This is a genomic window from Paenibacillus piscarius, from assembly GCF_022234545.1.
Taxonomy (GTDB): domain Bacteria; phylum Bacillota; class Bacilli; order Paenibacillales; family Paenibacillaceae; genus Paenibacillus_AQ; species Paenibacillus_AQ piscarius.
The window spans coordinates 280,366-296,610 of the sequence record NZ_JAIEUI010000003.1 but is presented as its reverse complement, the minus strand read 5'-3'; the positions used below and the strand labels follow the sequence as shown (position 1 = coordinate 296,610).

The window sequence follows — 16,245 nt, the reverse complement described above, 5'->3', positions numbered from 1 at the left end:
AAAGGTCTGCGGTGCTGCCATTGCAGCACTACAGACCCGTTATCCTCTTGCAAAGTATGTTTAATTCGGTACCGGAATTTGAATATTGTAATCAAGCACCTCATCCAGCCAGTCAAACATTACCTGATAGCTGAGCGGCAGGTTGTTGAGCTGGCAGTGCAGGTCAGCACCATCCTCTTCCGTTCCTTTGAAAAGCGCGTTCTTCTCATTCGGAGCCTTCTCGTAAGTATCGATCGCTTGCCGCTGCATCTCGGGATGCTCTGCTTCCGAATACATGGAGAGCAGGGGACACTTGACGTCCTGCGGGTCAACCTCGATCGCTTCCCTGGCTACATTATACCACTCGGCAATGCTGTCGAAGCCATGGGACCAGGCCGATCCGGCGAACAGAACCTGGCCGGTGTAGGGCATCTTCTTGCTCTGCTCTGCAGCTTCTTCCACGGTTCCTCTCAGGAACGAAGGCATCCCGCGTTCAATGAACGATGCCATGGAGTACACCGGTGAGTTGGGCACTGCTGCTGCGAAGCGGTCATCACAGCTGGCATGCACCATCGTCTTGGCCCCGCCATAGCTCATGCCGCTGACGACCAGCCGCTCAGGGTCCACATCCTGGCGGGCCAGGACGAAATCCGTGGTAGCTCTGTAGACATTATGGAGCTCCTCGCGGGGGAAGTTCTTGGCCGTCGCCTCAGGCTCGTAGAACCGGACACATACATCATAAGGAAGGTCTACGATCAGTGCGTTATATCCCCGGTCAATAGCCGCTTGCCCGCCGAGAAAATAAGTGTCCTCCTTATGTGTCTCTCCGCCGTTATGGAAGATAATCGTCGGCTTGGGCGCATCGCCGTGTTCCGCCTTCAGGAAGCACCCCGGGAACTTATATCCCTTGTATTCCACCTCGACCCATTCATGGGGAATCCGCTCAGACTTCGCATCAAGCGCCTTGCGGAAGCATTCCACGCTTTTGCCGTGATACCGCACGAAATCCGGTTCACCGGGAAAAGCTCCATAGAAGGCCGCCCGGTAATACGAGTGGGCGCGGATAAAGGCCTCGCTGGCGCTGATCAGATGGCCTTTCTTCAGGCAGCTCTCCGCCGTTGCTTCGATCTTAGCGGCTTCCTTCTCGAATTCAGTCTTCCAGCTAGTCAAAGAGTTCGGATCGATGTTCCGTGCAAGCTTAAATACTTCACCCTGTGTCACACCGCCGCAGTGTACAAATGACAGCAGCCACTGGAATGTGAACTCAATATCATCACGGTCGAAGAATACCTTATGCGTTAATCGTGCAGCCACCTTTGTCTCTTGCCCGTCTACCTGTACCATACCATTCTCCTCCTTCTCGAATCTATGATTTCAAGATCATCCGCAGCAGATCAGCCGCGAAGCGGAAGAGGGAATTAGGCTACGGCGCGGTTCCGGGCCCGGTTGTTGGCGTCCAGCGAAATTCTGCCTCTTGCCAAATTCTAGCACCATCTATAAATTTGCGCAATACGCAATTTTTCTCTTAATGCATTTTTGCTGTTAATGCAAAATAATCAACAGGGGGAATATCCTTCTGCCCGCTTCGGCTCACCCTTGCAGGTGCACATTGTATGTTGTTTTCAACACACATTCGCCCCACTCCCCCTTGCAGTTGCACATCTTGGCGGCGATCTGCCTACCTCTGACCGATTTTGAGGGTTTGCAATCTCACCAACCGCTTGTATGGAGCAACATTGTTGCAGTTTGTGCAGAATTTCTGCATAGGCCGCTTCTATTGAGGCAGCATTGTTGCAGTTTTGGCATAATTTCTCTAGACACGTTACTGGCTGTGGAGTATTGGGGCTGCGCGCCGCCAAGCCAAAAAAAGCCTCCCCCGCTGACAACGGGGAAGGCTAACCAAATCTCTACCTCTGCATGAATCCCTTGCTGAGCAGGAATTCCTTCATATGCAGCCGCGAGGGCTGCGCCTGGCGCTTCGCCATGATCTCCGACCAGGACGCCGCGCTCTGGCCGCCGGTCCGCTGCCGCATATAGTCGCTGGAGATTGCGTCGTATACCCGGGCCTGCTGTAACGCTGCTTCCGCGTTATAGCCGTTGCGGTGCAGCACCGCCGCCTGCGGCAGCCGCGGGCGGACGCCATTCACGGCGGCCGGATAGCCAAGGCACATGCCGAACACCGGGTAGACCAGCTCCGGCAGGCCGAGCAGCTCCGACACCTTGGCGATCTCATTGCGGATGCCGCCGATATACACGATGCCCAGGCCCAGCGATTCAGCGGCAACGGCCGCATTCTGCGCGGCCAGCGCCACATCTACTGTAGCAACGATCAGATTCTCGGTCGTGTCCTCATAGGATGGCACTCCCTCAAGATGCGGGGCCGCCGCTTCCCGTAAGCGGTACAGATCGGCGCACCAAACCAGGAACACCGGGCACTGCTCGATATACGCCTGATTGCCTGACAAGGCGGATAACTGTGTCTTAAGCGCAGGCTCGGTCACGGCGATCACCGTGTAGGCCTGGACATTGCTGGAGGTCGAGGCCATCTGACCTGCTCCAATTACCGCTGCCAGCATTTCATCGCTGACCGGCTTGTCCAGATACTGGCGGACAGAGGTATGGCGGTTCAGCAGCTCAATGGTTTCGTTCGTAGGGTTCACTATCTTTCGCCTCTTTTCAATCGGTTATAGGCATATTATGACGATATCCAGAGGCTCATACAACTGCAAGGTTCCTGAGGGAACCACAGCCAATACCGTCCGTTGCCGACTACCTTCCCCTCCCCCGCTTCACCTCCTGCACAATTGCCCGGATTCCTTCATCAATCTGCCCCAGCGCGGCCCGGGAGATGCTGATGCGCAGGAATTTGTCACGGTTCCGCTCGCCGGATAAGTAGAACCCGTTCCCGGATACCACCCGGATCTTCCGCTCGCCCAGCCGCCGGATCAGACGCTCCAGATTGACGGTCACCGGCAGCTTGAACTGGATATAGATGCCGGAGCTGTCCGCAGAGGCTTCAATCAAGCCTTCTGTATTATGCCGCCCAAGTGCCTTATAAACTGCCCGGATTCTTTTCGCATACATGGCCTTCAATTTGTGCCGGTGATGACCGTACATGCCGTTCTTGATATAGACCTCCAGCGCAGCCTGCGACAGCAGCGAGGTATCGGTGTACCCCTTGTAGGCGCGGAAAGCATCCAGCAGCGGCTCGGGGACCACCACGGCACCGAGTCTTAGGCCGGGGAAGATGATCTTGGAGAAGCTTTTGAGATAAATCACATGGGAGGTCTGGTCGTACGCATAGATCGGTTCATACCGCCGTCCGATGCCCAGATCAGCCATATAATCATCTTCTGCAATGTAGACCTCGTATTTGGCGGCAAGCTGGGCAATCGCTCTGCGCTCCGCCTCACTGAGGGTAGTTCCTAGCGGATTATGATACCTGGGCATCGTATAAAAGAACTTGAAGCTCCCGCCCGCGAACCGCTCCTCCAGCTCCTGCAGGTCAATCCCCGCCGCCGAACGACGGATGCCGCTGACCGGCAAGCCCTCCGCCTCCAGATAGCGCAGATAAATATCGTATCCCGGCTGCTCGACCAGAATCTCCGTCCGCCCGCTGGGAAAAGGCATTCGCGCCAGAATCTCCAGCGCCTGCTGAATCCCCGAGGTGATCAGAATCCGCTCCGCTTTGGCAAATACCTGATACTCGGCCAGATGGGACACCAGGGTGCGGCGCAGCGAATCCAGCCCCAGCGCATCGCCATAGGTGAACAGGTGGTACTTGTACTGATCAATCGCCTTGTTGAGACAATGCTGGAAATCGAGATAAGGGAAAACATTCAGATCCGGCGAAGCGGAAGCAAAATCGGTCTCCCCGCTGGGCGCAGCTTCAGGGTCCTCCGCCTTCTCGACCATATAATAGCCGCTCTGCGGGATAGAGTAGATCGTATGGGTCCGCTCCAGCTCCCCGTAAGCCCGCAGAATCGTACTGACACTGCACCTGTAGATTTCCGCAGCACTGCGCACAGACGGCAGCTTGTCCCCCGGACGGTACTGCCCCTCCTTCATCTGCTTCTCCATCTCCGTAAGTACTTGATGATACTTGTTCATCGCCCGCCCCCTGTATGCTTTCTCCGGCATTATACTGACCATTTTATCCTGTAAATCTTCCCTTCATTATACAGAAATCTGCAAACTGTACCGGTACAGTTACGGAAACTCAGCCTTGTTGCTGCACCAGCTTTCCCTTAAATTTTAACTAACAACACCACACCAAGGAGATGCAACTATGCCAAAACAAGGACTCAAGCTGGCCTACAGCTTCGCCGTACTCAACGCAATCATTATCGGCTTCTCATTTCTGTTCACCAAGGTGGCGCTGGTTCATGCCGGACCGCTGGATACGCTGACGTTCCGCTTCGCTGCCTCTTTTGCCGTCATGTCGGTTCCCGTCGCCCTGGGCTGGGTCAAGGTCTCCTACCGGGGCAAGCCCATCGGCCGGGCACTGCTGCTGGCAGCGATGTATCCGCTGGGCTTCTTCACTCTCCAGGTGTTTGGGCTTCAGCGCGCCACCTCAGCCGAAGGCGGGATTCTCTATGCGTTCACCCCGGTGGTGACGATGATCATCGCCTCGCTCTTCCTGAAGGAGAAGACGACACTGCTGCAAAAGCTGTGTATTTTCCTGTCAGTCTTCGGCGTAATATTTATCTTCGTTATGAAGGGGACCCGCATCGACCTGTCCAATATGACCGGGATTGTGCTGCTGTTCCTGACCTGTCTGGCATTTGCCGGTTACAGCGTGCTGGCCCGCTCGCTCTCCAGCCATTTCAGCCCGGCTGAGCTTAGCTACCTGCTGATGGGGACCGGCTTCGCCACCTTCCTGATTATCTCGCTAACCGCACATACAGCCAGCGGCACCCTTGGGAATTTCCTGAGCCCGCTGAAGAGCGGCACCTTCATTCTGTCGGCACTGTATCTGGGGGTCATCGCTTCGCTGGTTACCACCTTGACCTCCACCTATATTTTGTCCAAAATCGAGGCCTCGCTCATGAGCGTATTCAGCAACCTCTCCACCATCGTGTCCATTGCAGCGGGGGCGTTCTTCCTGAACGAAGAGATTACCGTCTATCACGTGATTGGATCAATCCTGATCATCGCGGGGGTCATTGGCACCAACTTACTGGGCCGGCAAAAGAAAGCCGCGGTCCCTGCACCCGCCCGCAGCCTCCAGCATTAACACAGCCCGAAGAACCGCCGGCAGACGCACCGGCGGTTCTTCAAGTTAGTCTGCAATTACTCACGCTGCATAAGCTTTGCCGCACGCATCTTACAGCTTGACCCGCTGCAGCCGCAGCGCGTTCAGCACCACTGATACCGAGCTGAAGGCCATCGCTGCCCCGGCCAGCCACGGAGCGAGGAAGCCCAGCGCCGCAACAGGAATGCCCAGGGTATTGTAAGCCAGCGCCCAGAACAGGTTCTGCTTGATGTTGCGCATCGTTTTGCGGCTCATCAGGATGGCATCGGCAATCCCCATCAGGTCGCCGCGCATCAGCGTGATATCCGCTGCTTCCATCGCTACATCAGTACCGGTGCCGATCGCCATGCCCGTATCGGCGGTTGCCAGCGCCGGCGCATCATTGATGCCGTCCCCAACCATGGCGACCTTGACCCCGCCGCTCTGCAGCCGGCGGATCTCCTCTGCCTTGCCTTCCGGCAGCACCTCTGCCAGTACCGTGCGGATGCCTGCCTGATCGGCAATGGCCTTCGCCGTCACCTTGTTGTCCCCAGTGATCATGACAACCTCGATACCCATGTTATGCAGCCGGGCAACAGCCTCGCGTGAGGTTGCCTTAATCGTATCCGCTACGGCGACAACGCCGGCGATGGTATCATCCAGCGAGACCAGCATCGCCGTTTTGCCTTCCTGCTCCAGCCGGGTCATGATGTCCAGCCAGGCATCAATCTCAAGCCCGTTCTCCCGCATCATCCGGCGGGTCCCTACGCCGACCTTCTGGCCTGCAACCACAGCCGTGACGCCGCGGCCCGGCACCGCCTCGAACTGCTCGGCAGCTGGAAGCTCAATTCCCCGGCTCTGCGCAGCGGCAACAATGGCATCAGCCAGCGGATGCTCCGACAGCTTCTCCGCAGCTGCGGTAACCGACAGCAGCCGGTTCTCAGCCAGCACCTTGCCGTGGGCGGCATTGCCGGTTGTGGCCACAATATCGGTCAGCACCGGCTTGCCGTTGGTGACGGTGCCTGTTTTATCGACTACAACTACCTTCACACCCTGCGCGCCCTCCAGATGCTCTCCGCCTTTGAAGAGGATGCCGAATTCAGCGGCCCGCCCCGAGCCCGCCATGATGGAGGTCGGCGTGGCCAATCCAAGTGCACAAGGACAGGCAATGACAAGCACGGCAATCGCGTTCTCCAGCGCCTCGGCGAACTGTCCCGGCGCACCCCAGATATACCAGACCGCGAAGGTTACAGCAGCAATGCCGATCACGACCGGCACAAAGATGCCGGAGATCACATCGGCAACCCGCTGAATCGGGGCCTTCGAGCCCTGCGCTTCTTCTACGACCCGGATAATCTGGGCCAGCGCCGTATCCCGGCCAACCTTCTTGGCTCTGATCCGCAGCATTCCGTTCTTGTTCAGCGTAGCGCCTATTACGGAATCGCCCGGCTTTTTCTCCACCGGAATGCTCTCGCCTGTAAGCATCGATTCATCGATAGCAGACAGCCCCTCGACCACTTCTCCGTCAACAGGCACCTTCGTGCCCGGCTTCACCAGCACAATGTCTCCGATCACTACATCTTCAACTGGAATACTAAGCTCAGCACCGTCCCGCTCGACCAGCGCCGTCTTCGCCTGCAGCCCCATCAGGCTGCGGAGCGCATCTGATGAACGGCCCTTGGCCAGCGCCTCTAACCATTTGCCGACCAGAATCAGCGTAATCAGCACCGAACTCGTCTCGAAGTACAGCTCCACGGTATGATGCATCCCGCTCGTGCTCAGGGAATCGATGGTCAGGTACAGACTGTAAAAGTAAGCGGCCGAGGTCCCGAGCACCACCAGCACATCCATATTGGCGCTCCCGTTCTTCAGCGCCTTATAAGCACTGACGTAGAACTGCCAGCCGATCAGGAACTGTACAGGAGTCGCCAGCACCAATTGGAACCAGGGATTCATGAACAGCGCAGGCGTCCACATCCAGGAGGTGAACGAGAAGTGGCCGGCCATGGCCCAGAGCAGCGGGAGCGACAACAACGCGGAGATTATCCACTTATTCCGTTTGCGTGTAATCTCTTCGCTGCGCTGCTCCGCAATGTCCTTCCGGTCCTGCTTCAGCGCCGCCTTATAACCGATGCTGCTAACCTTATCTATAATCTCCGCTGTGCTGATGTTGCCCGGCGAATACTCCACATGGGCGGTCTCCAGCGCCAGATTCACATTCACAGCCGCAATGCCCGGCATCCGCCCCAGCACCTTCTCAATCCGGGCCGAGCAGGCGGCACAGGTCATGCCGGTAATATCGAAATCTGCTGATTCCTTCAGCGTGTCATACCCGAGCGAGCGGATCTTCTCCTCGATCTGCGGCACCCCGGCCACCGCCGGATCATATCCGACCGTGGCCTGCTCCAGCGCCAGGTTCACATTGGCACGGGATACCCCCTCCATGCGGGACAAGCCCTTCTCGATCCGCGTTGCGCAAGCAGAGCAGGTCATGCCGGTAATCTGCAGGGTAGCCTGCTCCTGGGCGGCTTTTGCACTCTTTTCCATCCTCATGCACCTCCGTATACCCCTAAGGGGTATAATTCTATTGAAAAGAAAAGGCATTGGCGCCGGCTCCCTCTTCAGGGTTCCCGGCTCCAAGCCCTCCCATTACCTCCACCGCTTATACTACGTCGTAGCCCTGATCCTCGATCGCCGACTTGATTGCATCCAGGCTAACCTTGTTCTCGTCATATTCAACAGCTACTGTCTTCGCCGGCAGGTCTACCTTGGCCGCAGCTCCTGCGCCGCTAACCGCCTTCTCCACCGCACTGACACAATGACCGCAGGACATGCCTTCAACCTTCAATACTACGTTCGACATTTGAATTCCCTCCTGATATATGTTGTTCAAGCTCTATTTCATCAGCTTCCCGACTGTAACCAGCAGCTCATCGATAACCTCATGCTCTCCGGCTTCGATTCGCTCAACGATACAGCTCTTCATATGGCCCTCCAGCAGCAGCTTCCCGACACTGTTCAGCGCGGCCTGTACCGCCGCGAGCTGATTAAGTACATCATCGCAGTAGGTATCACGCTCAATCATCCCTTTCACTCCGCGGATCTGGCCTTCAATCCGGTTCAGGCGGGCTGTCAGCCCGTTCTTGAATTCTGGCGAGTGATGGCTCTTGCGCACCCCGGAAGCAGCAGGATGACAGGCTTCGCCGCACGCCTGGCCGGCAGGCTCCTTCTCATTCGTTGACACAGGAATCAGCCTCCTTATGTCTCACTATAATATACCCCCCATGGGTATGTCAATCGGCTCCCGGGAATAAAGTGCTGGCCGATAAGGAATACCATGTAGAATGGGTAAACTTCCTTATCAACACCTTTTATGAAGACCTTGCCGGACTACTGTACAAGCGTTTGCCGAAAAAGATTGACCCCCTATTCAAATTTGAATATAATAATCACGAACTTATACTTACACCACCAAAGGAGTCTGAACAACATGCATACGAAAGAGAGCAATCTGAAGCTCGTCGTTGCCGGGCTGCTGCTCGGCATCCTGATGTCGGCCATGGATAACACGATTGTTGCCGCAGCGATGGGCACGATTGTCTCCGATCTGGGAGGAATGGACAAAATCGTCTGGGTCACCTCCGCCTACATGGTCATGGTTATGGCCGGAACCCCGATCTTCGGCAAACTGTCCGATATGTACGGACGCAAGCGGTTCTACATCTTCGGACTCATCGTCTTCCTGATCGGCTCCGCCCTGTGCGGAACGGCTTCGAGCATCACCCAGCTCAGCATTTACCGCGCGATTCAGGGGATTGGCGGGGGTGCGCTGATGCCGATTGCGTTTACGATTGTGTTTGATATTTTTCCGCCGCAGCAGCGGGGTAAGCTCACCGGACTGTTCGGTGCAGTCTTCGGAATCTCCAGTGTCATCGGACCTCTGCTGGGTGCTTATATCACGGAGTATGTGAACTGGAACTGGATTTTCTATATTAATCTGCCGATTGGGGTCGTCTCCTTCTTCCTGATTATCTACTTCTACAAGGAATCCGTTACCCACAGCAAGCAGCGTATTGACTGGGGCGGCGCCTTCACCCTCGTGGCAGGCATTATCTGCCTGATGTTCGCGCTGGAGCTTGGCGGCAATGAATATCCTTGGGATTCAGCAGCCATTCTTGGACTGTTCGGCGGCTTCGCCGTCTTCCTTATTGCGTTCATTCTCATTGAAAAAGCGGCCGCCGAACCGGTCATCTCCTTCGCCATGTTCCGCAAGCGCCTGTTCGCCACCAGCAGTATTCTGGGGTTGTTCTACGGCTCGGCGTTCATTGTGGCGACAGTGTATATCCCGATATACGTACAGGGGGTATACGGAGGCTCGGCCACGAACTCCGGCCTGATCCTCATGCCGATGATGATCGGCACCGTTATTGGCAGCCAGTCCGGCGGCCTGCTTACGACCCGGACCAGCTTCCGCAATATCATGCTGCTGTCTGCGGTATGCTTCGTGGCCGGGATCTACCTGCTCAGCACACTGACACCGGACACCTCCCGCCTGCTGCTGAATGTCTTCATGGCCTTAACTGGCTTCGGAGTCGGCTTCTCCTTCTCCGTGCTCAGCCTGTCGTCCATCCAGCACTTTGATATGCGCCAGCGGGGCTCGGCTACTTCAACCAGCACCTTCCTGCGCTCGCTGGGCATGACACTCGGCATTACCATCTTCGGGATCATCCAGCGTAATCATTTTGCCTCCAAGCTGAGCACAGCCTTCGGAGACAGTGCTCAGGCTGCTTCCTTCGGCGATCCGCGTTCCGCGTTGACGCCCGAGGCCAGAGCGCAGATTCCGCCGCCTGTACTGGAGAAAATTACGAATTCACTGTCTTCGTCGATCTCGTATACCTTCCTGTGGGCTATCGTTCCGGCCGTTCTGACCGTCGTCTTCGTTCTGCTGATGCCGAAGGACCGGCTGCTGCCTCAGGGAGGCCAGCCTGCCGCCGGTTACGAACGGAGGTAAGCCCATGCCGATGAAGCTTGCGATTCTGGGCCTTCTGCTGGAGCGGGATATGCATCCTTACGAGATCACCCTGGTCATGAAGGAACGCTCCATAGATCAGGTAATCAAGATGCAGACCGGTTCCGTGTATTATGCGGTCGATAAGCTGGGCGCAGGAGGGCACATCGAGGCGGTTAAGGTCATTCACAGCCCCGACCGCCCGGACAAAACGATCTACCGGATCACAGACAAAGGCAAGGCCCTCATGGAACAGCTCATCCTGCAGCAGATCCGCAAAAGCGATCCCATGTACCATCCGGTACATATCGCCTTGTCCCTCACGCATCTGATTGACCAGGAGAAGGTCGGGAAGCTGCTGGAGGAGCGCATCCGCGAGGCGGAGCATCAGGTGAACTTCGCCTACCAGCTATACGAGGAGCATATTTCCGTGGTGCCCCGCTCGGTGCTGCATCTGATGTACGGCAGATATGAGCATTGCCAGACCGAGCTGAAGTGGCTGAAGCGCCTGCAGGCGGATGTACTCGCGAACAGGCTGAACGATACGGGTACGCCTATTGCTCCAGACTAGACATGGCTTCATTCGGAGGATTGCCTCAGTCTGCCGTTACCGGCAGCGGTGGCAGTCCTCTATTGAATTGAGGCAACTTGTGCCCGCCAGGATCTGAGGCCATGTCCGTTGTAAATGTTTAGCAGGCTGAATTTGTGTTTATTAGGGAACAAACTCGTAAGAAAGGGAAGTGATTCCAGATGAACGAAGACAACAAGCCGATCCGGGACGACCGTGACCACCCGGAGCAATACCCTACCGAGAAGCCCAGCCTGTTCGATGAGGAAGAGGAGCAGTTGCATGTAGACCCGATTCCGGTCGAGGATCTGACCCTGGAGCAGCAGGAGGAGAAGGATAAGGAAGGCACGAAGCACCGCTCCTCCAGCGACCGGAAGTACCATACCGGATTCTAAGGGGCATAGTTCATGCTGTCAGGCAGGCTTCGCAAGCCATATTGTATGGAGGGATTCTATTGTCGAGAGCGTTACCGCTGAACCGGCGGGGTATTCCTGCCAGCCGCATTGCGCTGGGCTGCATGGGACTTGGAGGCGGCTGGGACTATGAGCCGCTTACCGCAGCGAATCTCAAGCAGGCCGAGGAAGCGCTGGAAGCGGCGCTATCAATCGGCATTAATTTCTTTGATCATGCAGATATCTATACCCGGGGTAAGGCGGAGAAGGTGTTCGGCCAGCTGCTGAAAGCCCGTCCGGGCCTGCGGGAGGATATCATCCTGCAATCCAAATGCGGCATCCGGCTGATCGAGCCGGGCGATACCACCAACCGGATGGATCTCTCCAAGGAGCATATTCTATCCAGCGTGGACGGATCGCTCGCGCGGCTCGGCACAGACTATCTGGATATTCTGCTGCTGCACCGCCCCGATCCCCTGATGGACCCGGAGGAGGTCGCCGAGGCACTGTATCAGCTCAAAGCCTCCGGCAAGGTACGCCACTTCGGCGTCTCCAATATGAGCGCCGCCCAGATCAGGCTGCTGGAGACTTATTGCGATGAGCCATTCATCGTCAACCAGCTCCATATGAGCCTGGCCCGGATCAGCTGGGTGGATGCGGTCCTCAGCGTGAACCGTGACCAATGGAAGGAGGTTACGTTCCCGGAGGGCACGATCGAGTACTGCCGGGCCGGAAACATCCAGCTCCAGGCCTGGGGGCCGCTGGCTCAGGGGCTGTTCAGCGGACGGCCTCTGGACGGCCAGCCCGAGAACGTCGTGAATACAGCGGCCCGGGTGCGGGCGCTTGCTGACGAGAAGAGCGCCACGGCCGAAGCCGTCGTGCTGGCCTGGCTGATGGCTCATCCGGCAGCCATCCAGCCGGTGATCGGCACCGTGAACCCGCAGCGGATTGCCGCCTGCAGCGGCGCGGAGCAGGTCGAGCTCTCACGCAAAGAGTGGTACGAGCTGTACGTCAGCTCGCGCGGGGAGAAGCTGCCTTGAGTCAAGTGCATAAGGAGGAGCGGTACGCAGCCTAGGATGCGTGGTATGGGCCTGGGGTACGGGCGCAGAGTGCGCTACGAACCAGGGGCGGTGAGAGGCCGCCCCCACTGTCCTACGCTGCCTGTTTTGGGCAGAATGAGAGGGATTTATCCCACTGATTTCCTCACGCCACCTGAGTTCTGCTGGTCCAAAGGGATTTATCCCTTTGATTTGCCCACGCCGCCTGTTTTCAGCGGATTCAGAGGGATTTTTCCCTTTCATTTCCTCGCATCGCCAATTTCCGGCGGGTTCAGAGGGATTTATCCCCTTCACTCTTCGCACCGCCTGTTTCCGGCGGGTTCTAATCCAACTGATACGTATGTGATGTGCGTGACCTATGCAGCATAGTCTATGTAACTCAAATGAGAAACTAATATTACTCTATAAAGAGAGCAGCGGTGGCCTCCGCCAATTCAGGTGCACTATTGCTCCTCATGCCGTTTTCGCGGGGACACTTTAGTTCACTCCCCAGCCACCCCAACTCCCGCTCCCCGGCTTCCCGCTCTTCGGATTCTGCCCGTTCCCAGGTTATCCCTGAACATCCCCATCCTCTCCCGTTCTCTATAAAGAACATTTGTGAAAAACAGCGTTCTATCGAGATAATACGCGATAATTCAAATGATTCGCGCTTTATCACGGGTATTTCGCGGAAATTAACATTTTTCTTTTAGAGGGGGTGCGGTGTATGATTTCTTTACGATAACGTTCTTAATAAAGAACGAATATAAAGAACTACCTGTCAGTATGTGATGGAAGGGGGCTGAGGGATGTACCCCAGATCCGCCAAAAGGCGCAAACGCAAAAACAGGAGGCTTGGCCTGCGGATGCTGCAATCCGGAGTGGCTGTATCTGTACTGCTGATGTACACGTCAGGCCAGATTGGCAGTACATACGGAGGGTTCAATACCCCCCAGGAACAGGATAGCTCGATCGGGCTCTGCTCCGTATTCCCCGGAGAGATTGAACGGCTGCTGACTGAATTCAGCGGACACCTGCGTACAGTCAATGAGTTGAAGGCTTCCCTTCAAGGCTATAATCTTAGCGGAACATACAATTCTTCTTTTAACAACGAAAATGAATCAGAAGAGGAACTGACCCAGGCCGCAGAGGATGTCTCAGCCCAACTGCTACAGGCCGGCAGCGAGATTACCGCACTGGAGAAGCAGTTGAGCCTCAATGCCGGGGTCTGGCAGCAGATTCTGCAGGAGATGGGCCGGGCAGCGGCCATTCTGCATCAACTCGGAGGGTATATGGAGAATCTCGACCCGGGCTGCCTGGAAATCCGGGATACCCGGTTCTTCGGGCAGATTGAGGAGAGCCTGCAGTCCAGCGGCATTCTGTCGGAATCGATGAATGAGACACTGAGCGGAATTATACATTATCTGAATTCGATTCATGACATTGGCGGATCATTGCCGACCGGCAATCCTGACCGCGTGCTGCTGCAGGACGGTCCCGGCTTCCGCGTAACAAGTGTCATAACGGCTGTCTACAGTGACGATTCAGGAATGGCTCCTGAGCTTCAGGCCACCTACAGCCAATTGAACTCAGAACTGACGGCCGCCAGGGACAATCTGGCTTCCACCATCTTCGCCCTGCAGAAGAAGCAGAGTGAGATTGCCGGGGCACAGGCAGCCCTCCGGGAACAAGCGAAGGCACTTGCAGAGGCCAAGGAGAAAGCTGCCGCGGAGCAGGCCCTGAAGGCGAAAGAAGAGCAGAAAGAGGAAGAACCTCCAGCCGGAGGTGTTACTCCCCCTCCCTCGCCCGCGCCTTCCAGCCCGCCCCCTTCAGCCGAAGCGTCAGCAGCACAGTCTGGAGCAGAACCACCGACAGGCGAACAGCCTAGCCCGGGGCAGACGGCTTCTCCTCAGCCAGAGGCGGCCGCACCCGTCCCATCTCCTGCACCGGTCGGCACAGCCGACCCCGGCCAACCGCTCCCGGAGACTGCCGAAGAAAGCTCACCCGTCCTTGAACCTGGCAGCGGACAGCCCGCCGCAACACCTGTACCTTTGGACTCACCTGCACAACCTTCACCTGCCCCATTAACCCATATCAGCAAAGGCGGCGATTAACATGCGCATCCGCAAGATAGCCAGTACAGCGGTTTCTGCACTGATAATGTTGATTTTCCTGGTGCTTATCACCGCAGTGATCATCTCCAAAGCCTCGGGCGGCGAGCCCTCCTTCTTCGGCTACCAGATCAAAACCGTCTTATCCGGCTCCATGGAGCCTGGCATCCAGACCGGTTCCATTGTAGCGATCAAGCCGGGCGGGGACATGACCCGCTTCCAGAAGGGCGATGTTATCACTTTTCTGAACCCCGACAATCTGCTGATTACCCACCGGGTCATCGCTGCCGAGCTTAACAGCGCGCTGGGGGAAGCCAGCTATACCACCAAGGGCGACAATAACGATGTTGCCGATACCGCAGCAGTCAGCTCGAAGAATGTGGTAGGCCAATATACCGGCGTCACCGTCCCCTATGTGGGGTATGCCATGAATTTCGCGGTGTCCAGAGCCGGAAGCGTCGTGCTGATGATTGTCCCGGGACTGCTGCTGCTGATTTATGCGCTATATACCTCCTGGAAGGCCGTTGCTGCCATTGAAGCCAAGCCCAAGACTCCACCCGCACCAGGCGGGCCGGATGAGCTGCCGGAGCTGATGCCATAAGATGATTGTATTCTCCCGTTTACGTAACGCGGAGCCACAATAACTTTTCAAGAACTATGAGAGAGGGATGAACACATGAATGTCAAAAAAACACTAGGTCTCGGCGTGGTATCGGCAGCTTTAGGATTAACCCTGATCGGGGGAGGCACCTTCGCTTACTTCAGCAGCACTTCTACCAGCTCAGCTTCTTTTAACAATGGAACTTTATCACTGCAATCCGACCCCTCTGTCATCGTTAATCTCACCAACCTCAAGCCGGGAGATACTGTGCTTAGAGACTTCAAACTGAAAAATGACGGGACACTGAACATCCCCAAAGTCGTGCTGCACACCTCATCCTCCATTAATGATGCCCTGGGCGACAACGGCACGCATAATTTCAAGGACGATATTATCGTGACCTTCCTTGTCAACAAGGATAAGAAGGAATCGCCGCTGCTGGTCATCTCCCTCGCTGATCTGGAGAATGAGAGCCCGGATCTGGTCGCACGTGGCATCCTCGGGGCCATTCTGGGCGGGGAGAAGTCCGGCATCAAGGCAGGGACCTCAGACAATCTGACGATCCAGTTCGCTTTCAGGGAAACACTCCAGCCGCAGAACTATTATCAGGGCGATTCACTGGCACTGACCTTGAACTTTGAAGCCAGCCAGGAGGCAGGCACGCAGAAGTAAATCCCTAACTAACATAATCTAAGGAGGAATTCAATCATGGGTATCAAAAAAACACTGGGTCTTGGCGCAGCATCGGCAGCACTCGGATTATCTCTCATCGGGGGAGGCACCTTCGCCTACTTCAGCTCGACCGCTAACAGCACAGCCACCTTCGCAGCAGGCACACTGAAGCTCGGCTCTTCCTTCAATACACCTGTTGCTCTGACTAATCTGAAGCCGGGGGATTATACGGTCCGCACCTTCACGCTGTCCAACGAAGGCACGCTGGATATCAAGCTCCTCAAGCTGTCCACCAGCTACACGGTAACCGATGCCAAGGGGGATAACGCGGGCCAGGATCTCGGAGCCCACTTCAAGGTCAAGCTGCTCAAGGATACGTATACCGGCGGCTCCACGAACGGTTATGTGCTCTCCGAGATCTCGCTGAAGGATCTGAAGAATATTCCAAGCTATGATCTCGTGACGCTGGGCGCCGTACCGGGAGGCATCAGCGCTGCCCAGTCCAAGACCTTCAAGGTCGCCTTCGAATTCGTGGACAACGGCCAGGACCAGAACGCCTTCCAGGGCGATAGCCTGGCGCTGAACTGGACCTTCGATGCCCTTCAGGGCATCGGGGAAGCTAAATAGCACAGCCTTGCGCATAA

The 16,245-nt window shown here is 56.4% G+C and carries 15 protein-coding genes; 9 read left to right on the top strand and 6 right to left on the bottom strand.

Annotated features, from left to right (window positions below):
* Positions 1–60: 60 nt before the first annotated feature.
* From K1558_RS07335 to K1558_RS07325, 3 genes are all read right to left on the bottom strand, one after another.
* On the bottom strand, positions 61–1,323 hold the full coding sequence (locus tag K1558_RS07335; RefSeq protein ID WP_238650743.1) for an alpha/beta hydrolase family protein: 1,263 nt from the start codon (positions 1,321–1,323) through the stop codon (positions 61–63).
* 563 nt (positions 1,324–1,886) lie between these two features.
* A complete protein-coding gene (nfsA, locus tag K1558_RS07330) occupies positions 1,887–2,639 on the bottom strand; it encodes an oxygen-insensitive NADPH nitroreductase (RefSeq protein ID WP_238650742.1) in 753 nt (250 codons plus the stop codon).
* 109 nt (positions 2,640–2,748) lie between these two features.
* Positions 2,749–4,089 carry an aminotransferase-like domain-containing protein gene (locus tag K1558_RS07325; RefSeq protein ID WP_238650741.1) on the bottom strand — a complete coding sequence of 447 codons (1,341 nt, stop codon included), beginning with the start codon at positions 4,087–4,089 and terminating at the stop codon, positions 2,749–2,751.
* Positions 4,090–4,267: 178 nt separating this feature from the next.
* Here K1558_RS07325 and K1558_RS07320 point away from each other — a divergent pair, with 178 nt between their 5' ends.
* Entirely contained in the window at positions 4,268–5,215 is a 948-nt protein-coding gene (locus K1558_RS07320; protein WP_238650740.1) for a DMT family transporter, read from the top strand.
* A gap of 90 nt (positions 5,216–5,305) precedes the next feature.
* Here the strand turns inward: K1558_RS07320 and K1558_RS07315 are convergent, their stop codons facing one another.
* From K1558_RS07315 to K1558_RS07305, 3 genes are all read right to left on the bottom strand, one after another.
* Positions 5,306–7,759, bottom strand: a complete 2,454-nt coding sequence (locus K1558_RS07315) for a heavy metal translocating P-type ATPase (protein WP_238650739.1) — start codon at positions 7,757–7,759, stop codon at positions 5,306–5,308.
* Between the two features lie 115 nt (positions 7,760–7,874).
* Complete coding sequence (locus K1558_RS07310) at positions 7,875–8,075, bottom strand: copper ion binding protein (RefSeq protein WP_238650738.1); 201 nt, start codon at positions 8,073–8,075, stop codon at positions 7,875–7,877.
* Positions 8,076–8,108: 33 nt separating this feature from the next.
* Complete coding sequence (locus K1558_RS07305; RefSeq protein WP_420800415.1) at positions 8,109–8,456, bottom strand: metal-sensitive transcriptional regulator; 348 nt, start codon at positions 8,454–8,456, stop codon at positions 8,109–8,111.
* Positions 8,457–8,702: 246 nt separating this feature from the next.
* On the opposite strand from K1558_RS07305, the gene K1558_RS07300 reads away from it, so the two are divergent.
* The 8 genes from K1558_RS07300 (at position 8,703) to K1558_RS07265 (ending at position 16,228) form a co-directional block, all read left to right on the top strand.
* Positions 8,703–10,223, top strand: a complete 1,521-nt coding sequence (locus K1558_RS07300) for an MDR family MFS transporter (RefSeq protein WP_238650737.1) — start codon at positions 8,703–8,705, stop codon at positions 10,221–10,223.
* 4 nt (positions 10,224–10,227) lie between these two features.
* On the top strand, positions 10,228–10,791 hold the full coding sequence (locus tag K1558_RS07295) for a PadR family transcriptional regulator (protein WP_238650736.1): 564 nt from the start codon (positions 10,228–10,230) through the stop codon (positions 10,789–10,791).
* Between the two features lie 179 nt (positions 10,792–10,970).
* Positions 10,971–11,183, top strand: a complete 213-nt coding sequence (locus K1558_RS07290) for a hypothetical protein (RefSeq protein WP_238650735.1) — start codon at positions 10,971–10,973, stop codon at positions 11,181–11,183.
* Between the two features lie 59 nt (positions 11,184–11,242).
* Entirely contained in the window at positions 11,243–12,220 is a 978-nt protein-coding gene (locus tag K1558_RS07285; protein ID WP_238650734.1) for an aldo/keto reductase, read from the top strand.
* 806 nt (positions 12,221–13,026) lie between these two features.
* Positions 13,027–14,331, top strand: a complete 1,305-nt coding sequence (locus K1558_RS07280) for a hypothetical protein (RefSeq protein WP_238650733.1) — start codon at positions 13,027–13,029, stop codon at positions 14,329–14,331.
* Position 14,332: 1 nt separating this feature from the next.
* The gene (gene sipW / locus K1558_RS07275; protein WP_238650732.1) at positions 14,333–14,929 is read left to right on the top strand and encodes a signal peptidase I SipW; all 597 of its coding nucleotides are present in this window, start codon (positions 14,333–14,335) and stop codon (positions 14,927–14,929) included.
* A gap of 75 nt (positions 14,930–15,004) precedes the next feature.
* Complete coding sequence (locus K1558_RS07270) at positions 15,005–15,601, top strand: TasA family protein (protein ID WP_238650731.1); 597 nt, start codon at positions 15,005–15,007, stop codon at positions 15,599–15,601.
* A gap of 36 nt (positions 15,602–15,637) precedes the next feature.
* Positions 15,638–16,228 carry a TasA family protein gene (locus K1558_RS07265; protein ID WP_238650730.1) on the top strand — a complete coding sequence of 197 codons (591 nt, stop codon included), beginning with the start codon at positions 15,638–15,640 and terminating at the stop codon, positions 16,226–16,228.
* The last annotated feature ends 17 nt before the right edge of the window (positions 16,229–16,245 follow it).

What these genes read in the sequence shown, in the direction of transcription:
- K1558_RS07335 (WP_238650743.1), bottom strand. Translation starts at nt 1,323, where the DNA reads ATGGTACAGGTAGACGGGCAAGAGACAAAGGTGGCTGCACGATTAACG.
- K1558_RS07325 (WP_238650741.1), bottom strand. Translation starts at nt 4,089, where the DNA reads ATGAACAAGTATCATCAAGTACTTACGGAGATGGAGAAGCAGATGAAG.
- K1558_RS07320 (WP_238650740.1), top strand. Translation starts at nt 4,268, where the DNA reads ATGCCAAAACAAGGACTCAAGCTGGCCTACAGCTTCGCCGTACTCAAC.
- K1558_RS07315 (WP_238650739.1), bottom strand. Translation starts at nt 7,759, where the DNA reads ATGGAAAAGAGTGCAAAAGCCGCCCAGGAGCAGGCTACCCTGCAGATT.
- K1558_RS07310 (WP_238650738.1), bottom strand. Translation starts at nt 8,075, where the DNA reads ATGTCGAACGTAGTATTGAAGGTTGAAGGCATGTCCTGCGGTCATTGT.
- K1558_RS07300 (WP_238650737.1), top strand. Translation starts at nt 8,703, where the DNA reads ATGCATACGAAAGAGAGCAATCTGAAGCTCGTCGTTGCCGGGCTGCTG.
- K1558_RS07295 (WP_238650736.1), top strand. Translation starts at nt 10,228, where the DNA reads ATGCCGATGAAGCTTGCGATTCTGGGCCTTCTGCTGGAGCGGGATATG.
- K1558_RS07290 (WP_238650735.1), top strand. Translation starts at nt 10,971, where the DNA reads ATGAACGAAGACAACAAGCCGATCCGGGACGACCGTGACCACCCGGAG.
- K1558_RS07280 (WP_238650733.1), top strand. Translation starts at nt 13,027, where the DNA reads ATGTACCCCAGATCCGCCAAAAGGCGCAAACGCAAAAACAGGAGGCTT.
- sipW (WP_238650732.1), top strand. Translation starts at nt 14,333, where the DNA reads ATGCGCATCCGCAAGATAGCCAGTACAGCGGTTTCTGCACTGATAATG.
- K1558_RS07270 (WP_238650731.1), top strand. Translation starts at nt 15,005, where the DNA reads ATGAATGTCAAAAAAACACTAGGTCTCGGCGTGGTATCGGCAGCTTTA.
- K1558_RS07265 (WP_238650730.1), top strand. Translation starts at nt 15,638, where the DNA reads ATGGGTATCAAAAAAACACTGGGTCTTGGCGCAGCATCGGCAGCACTC.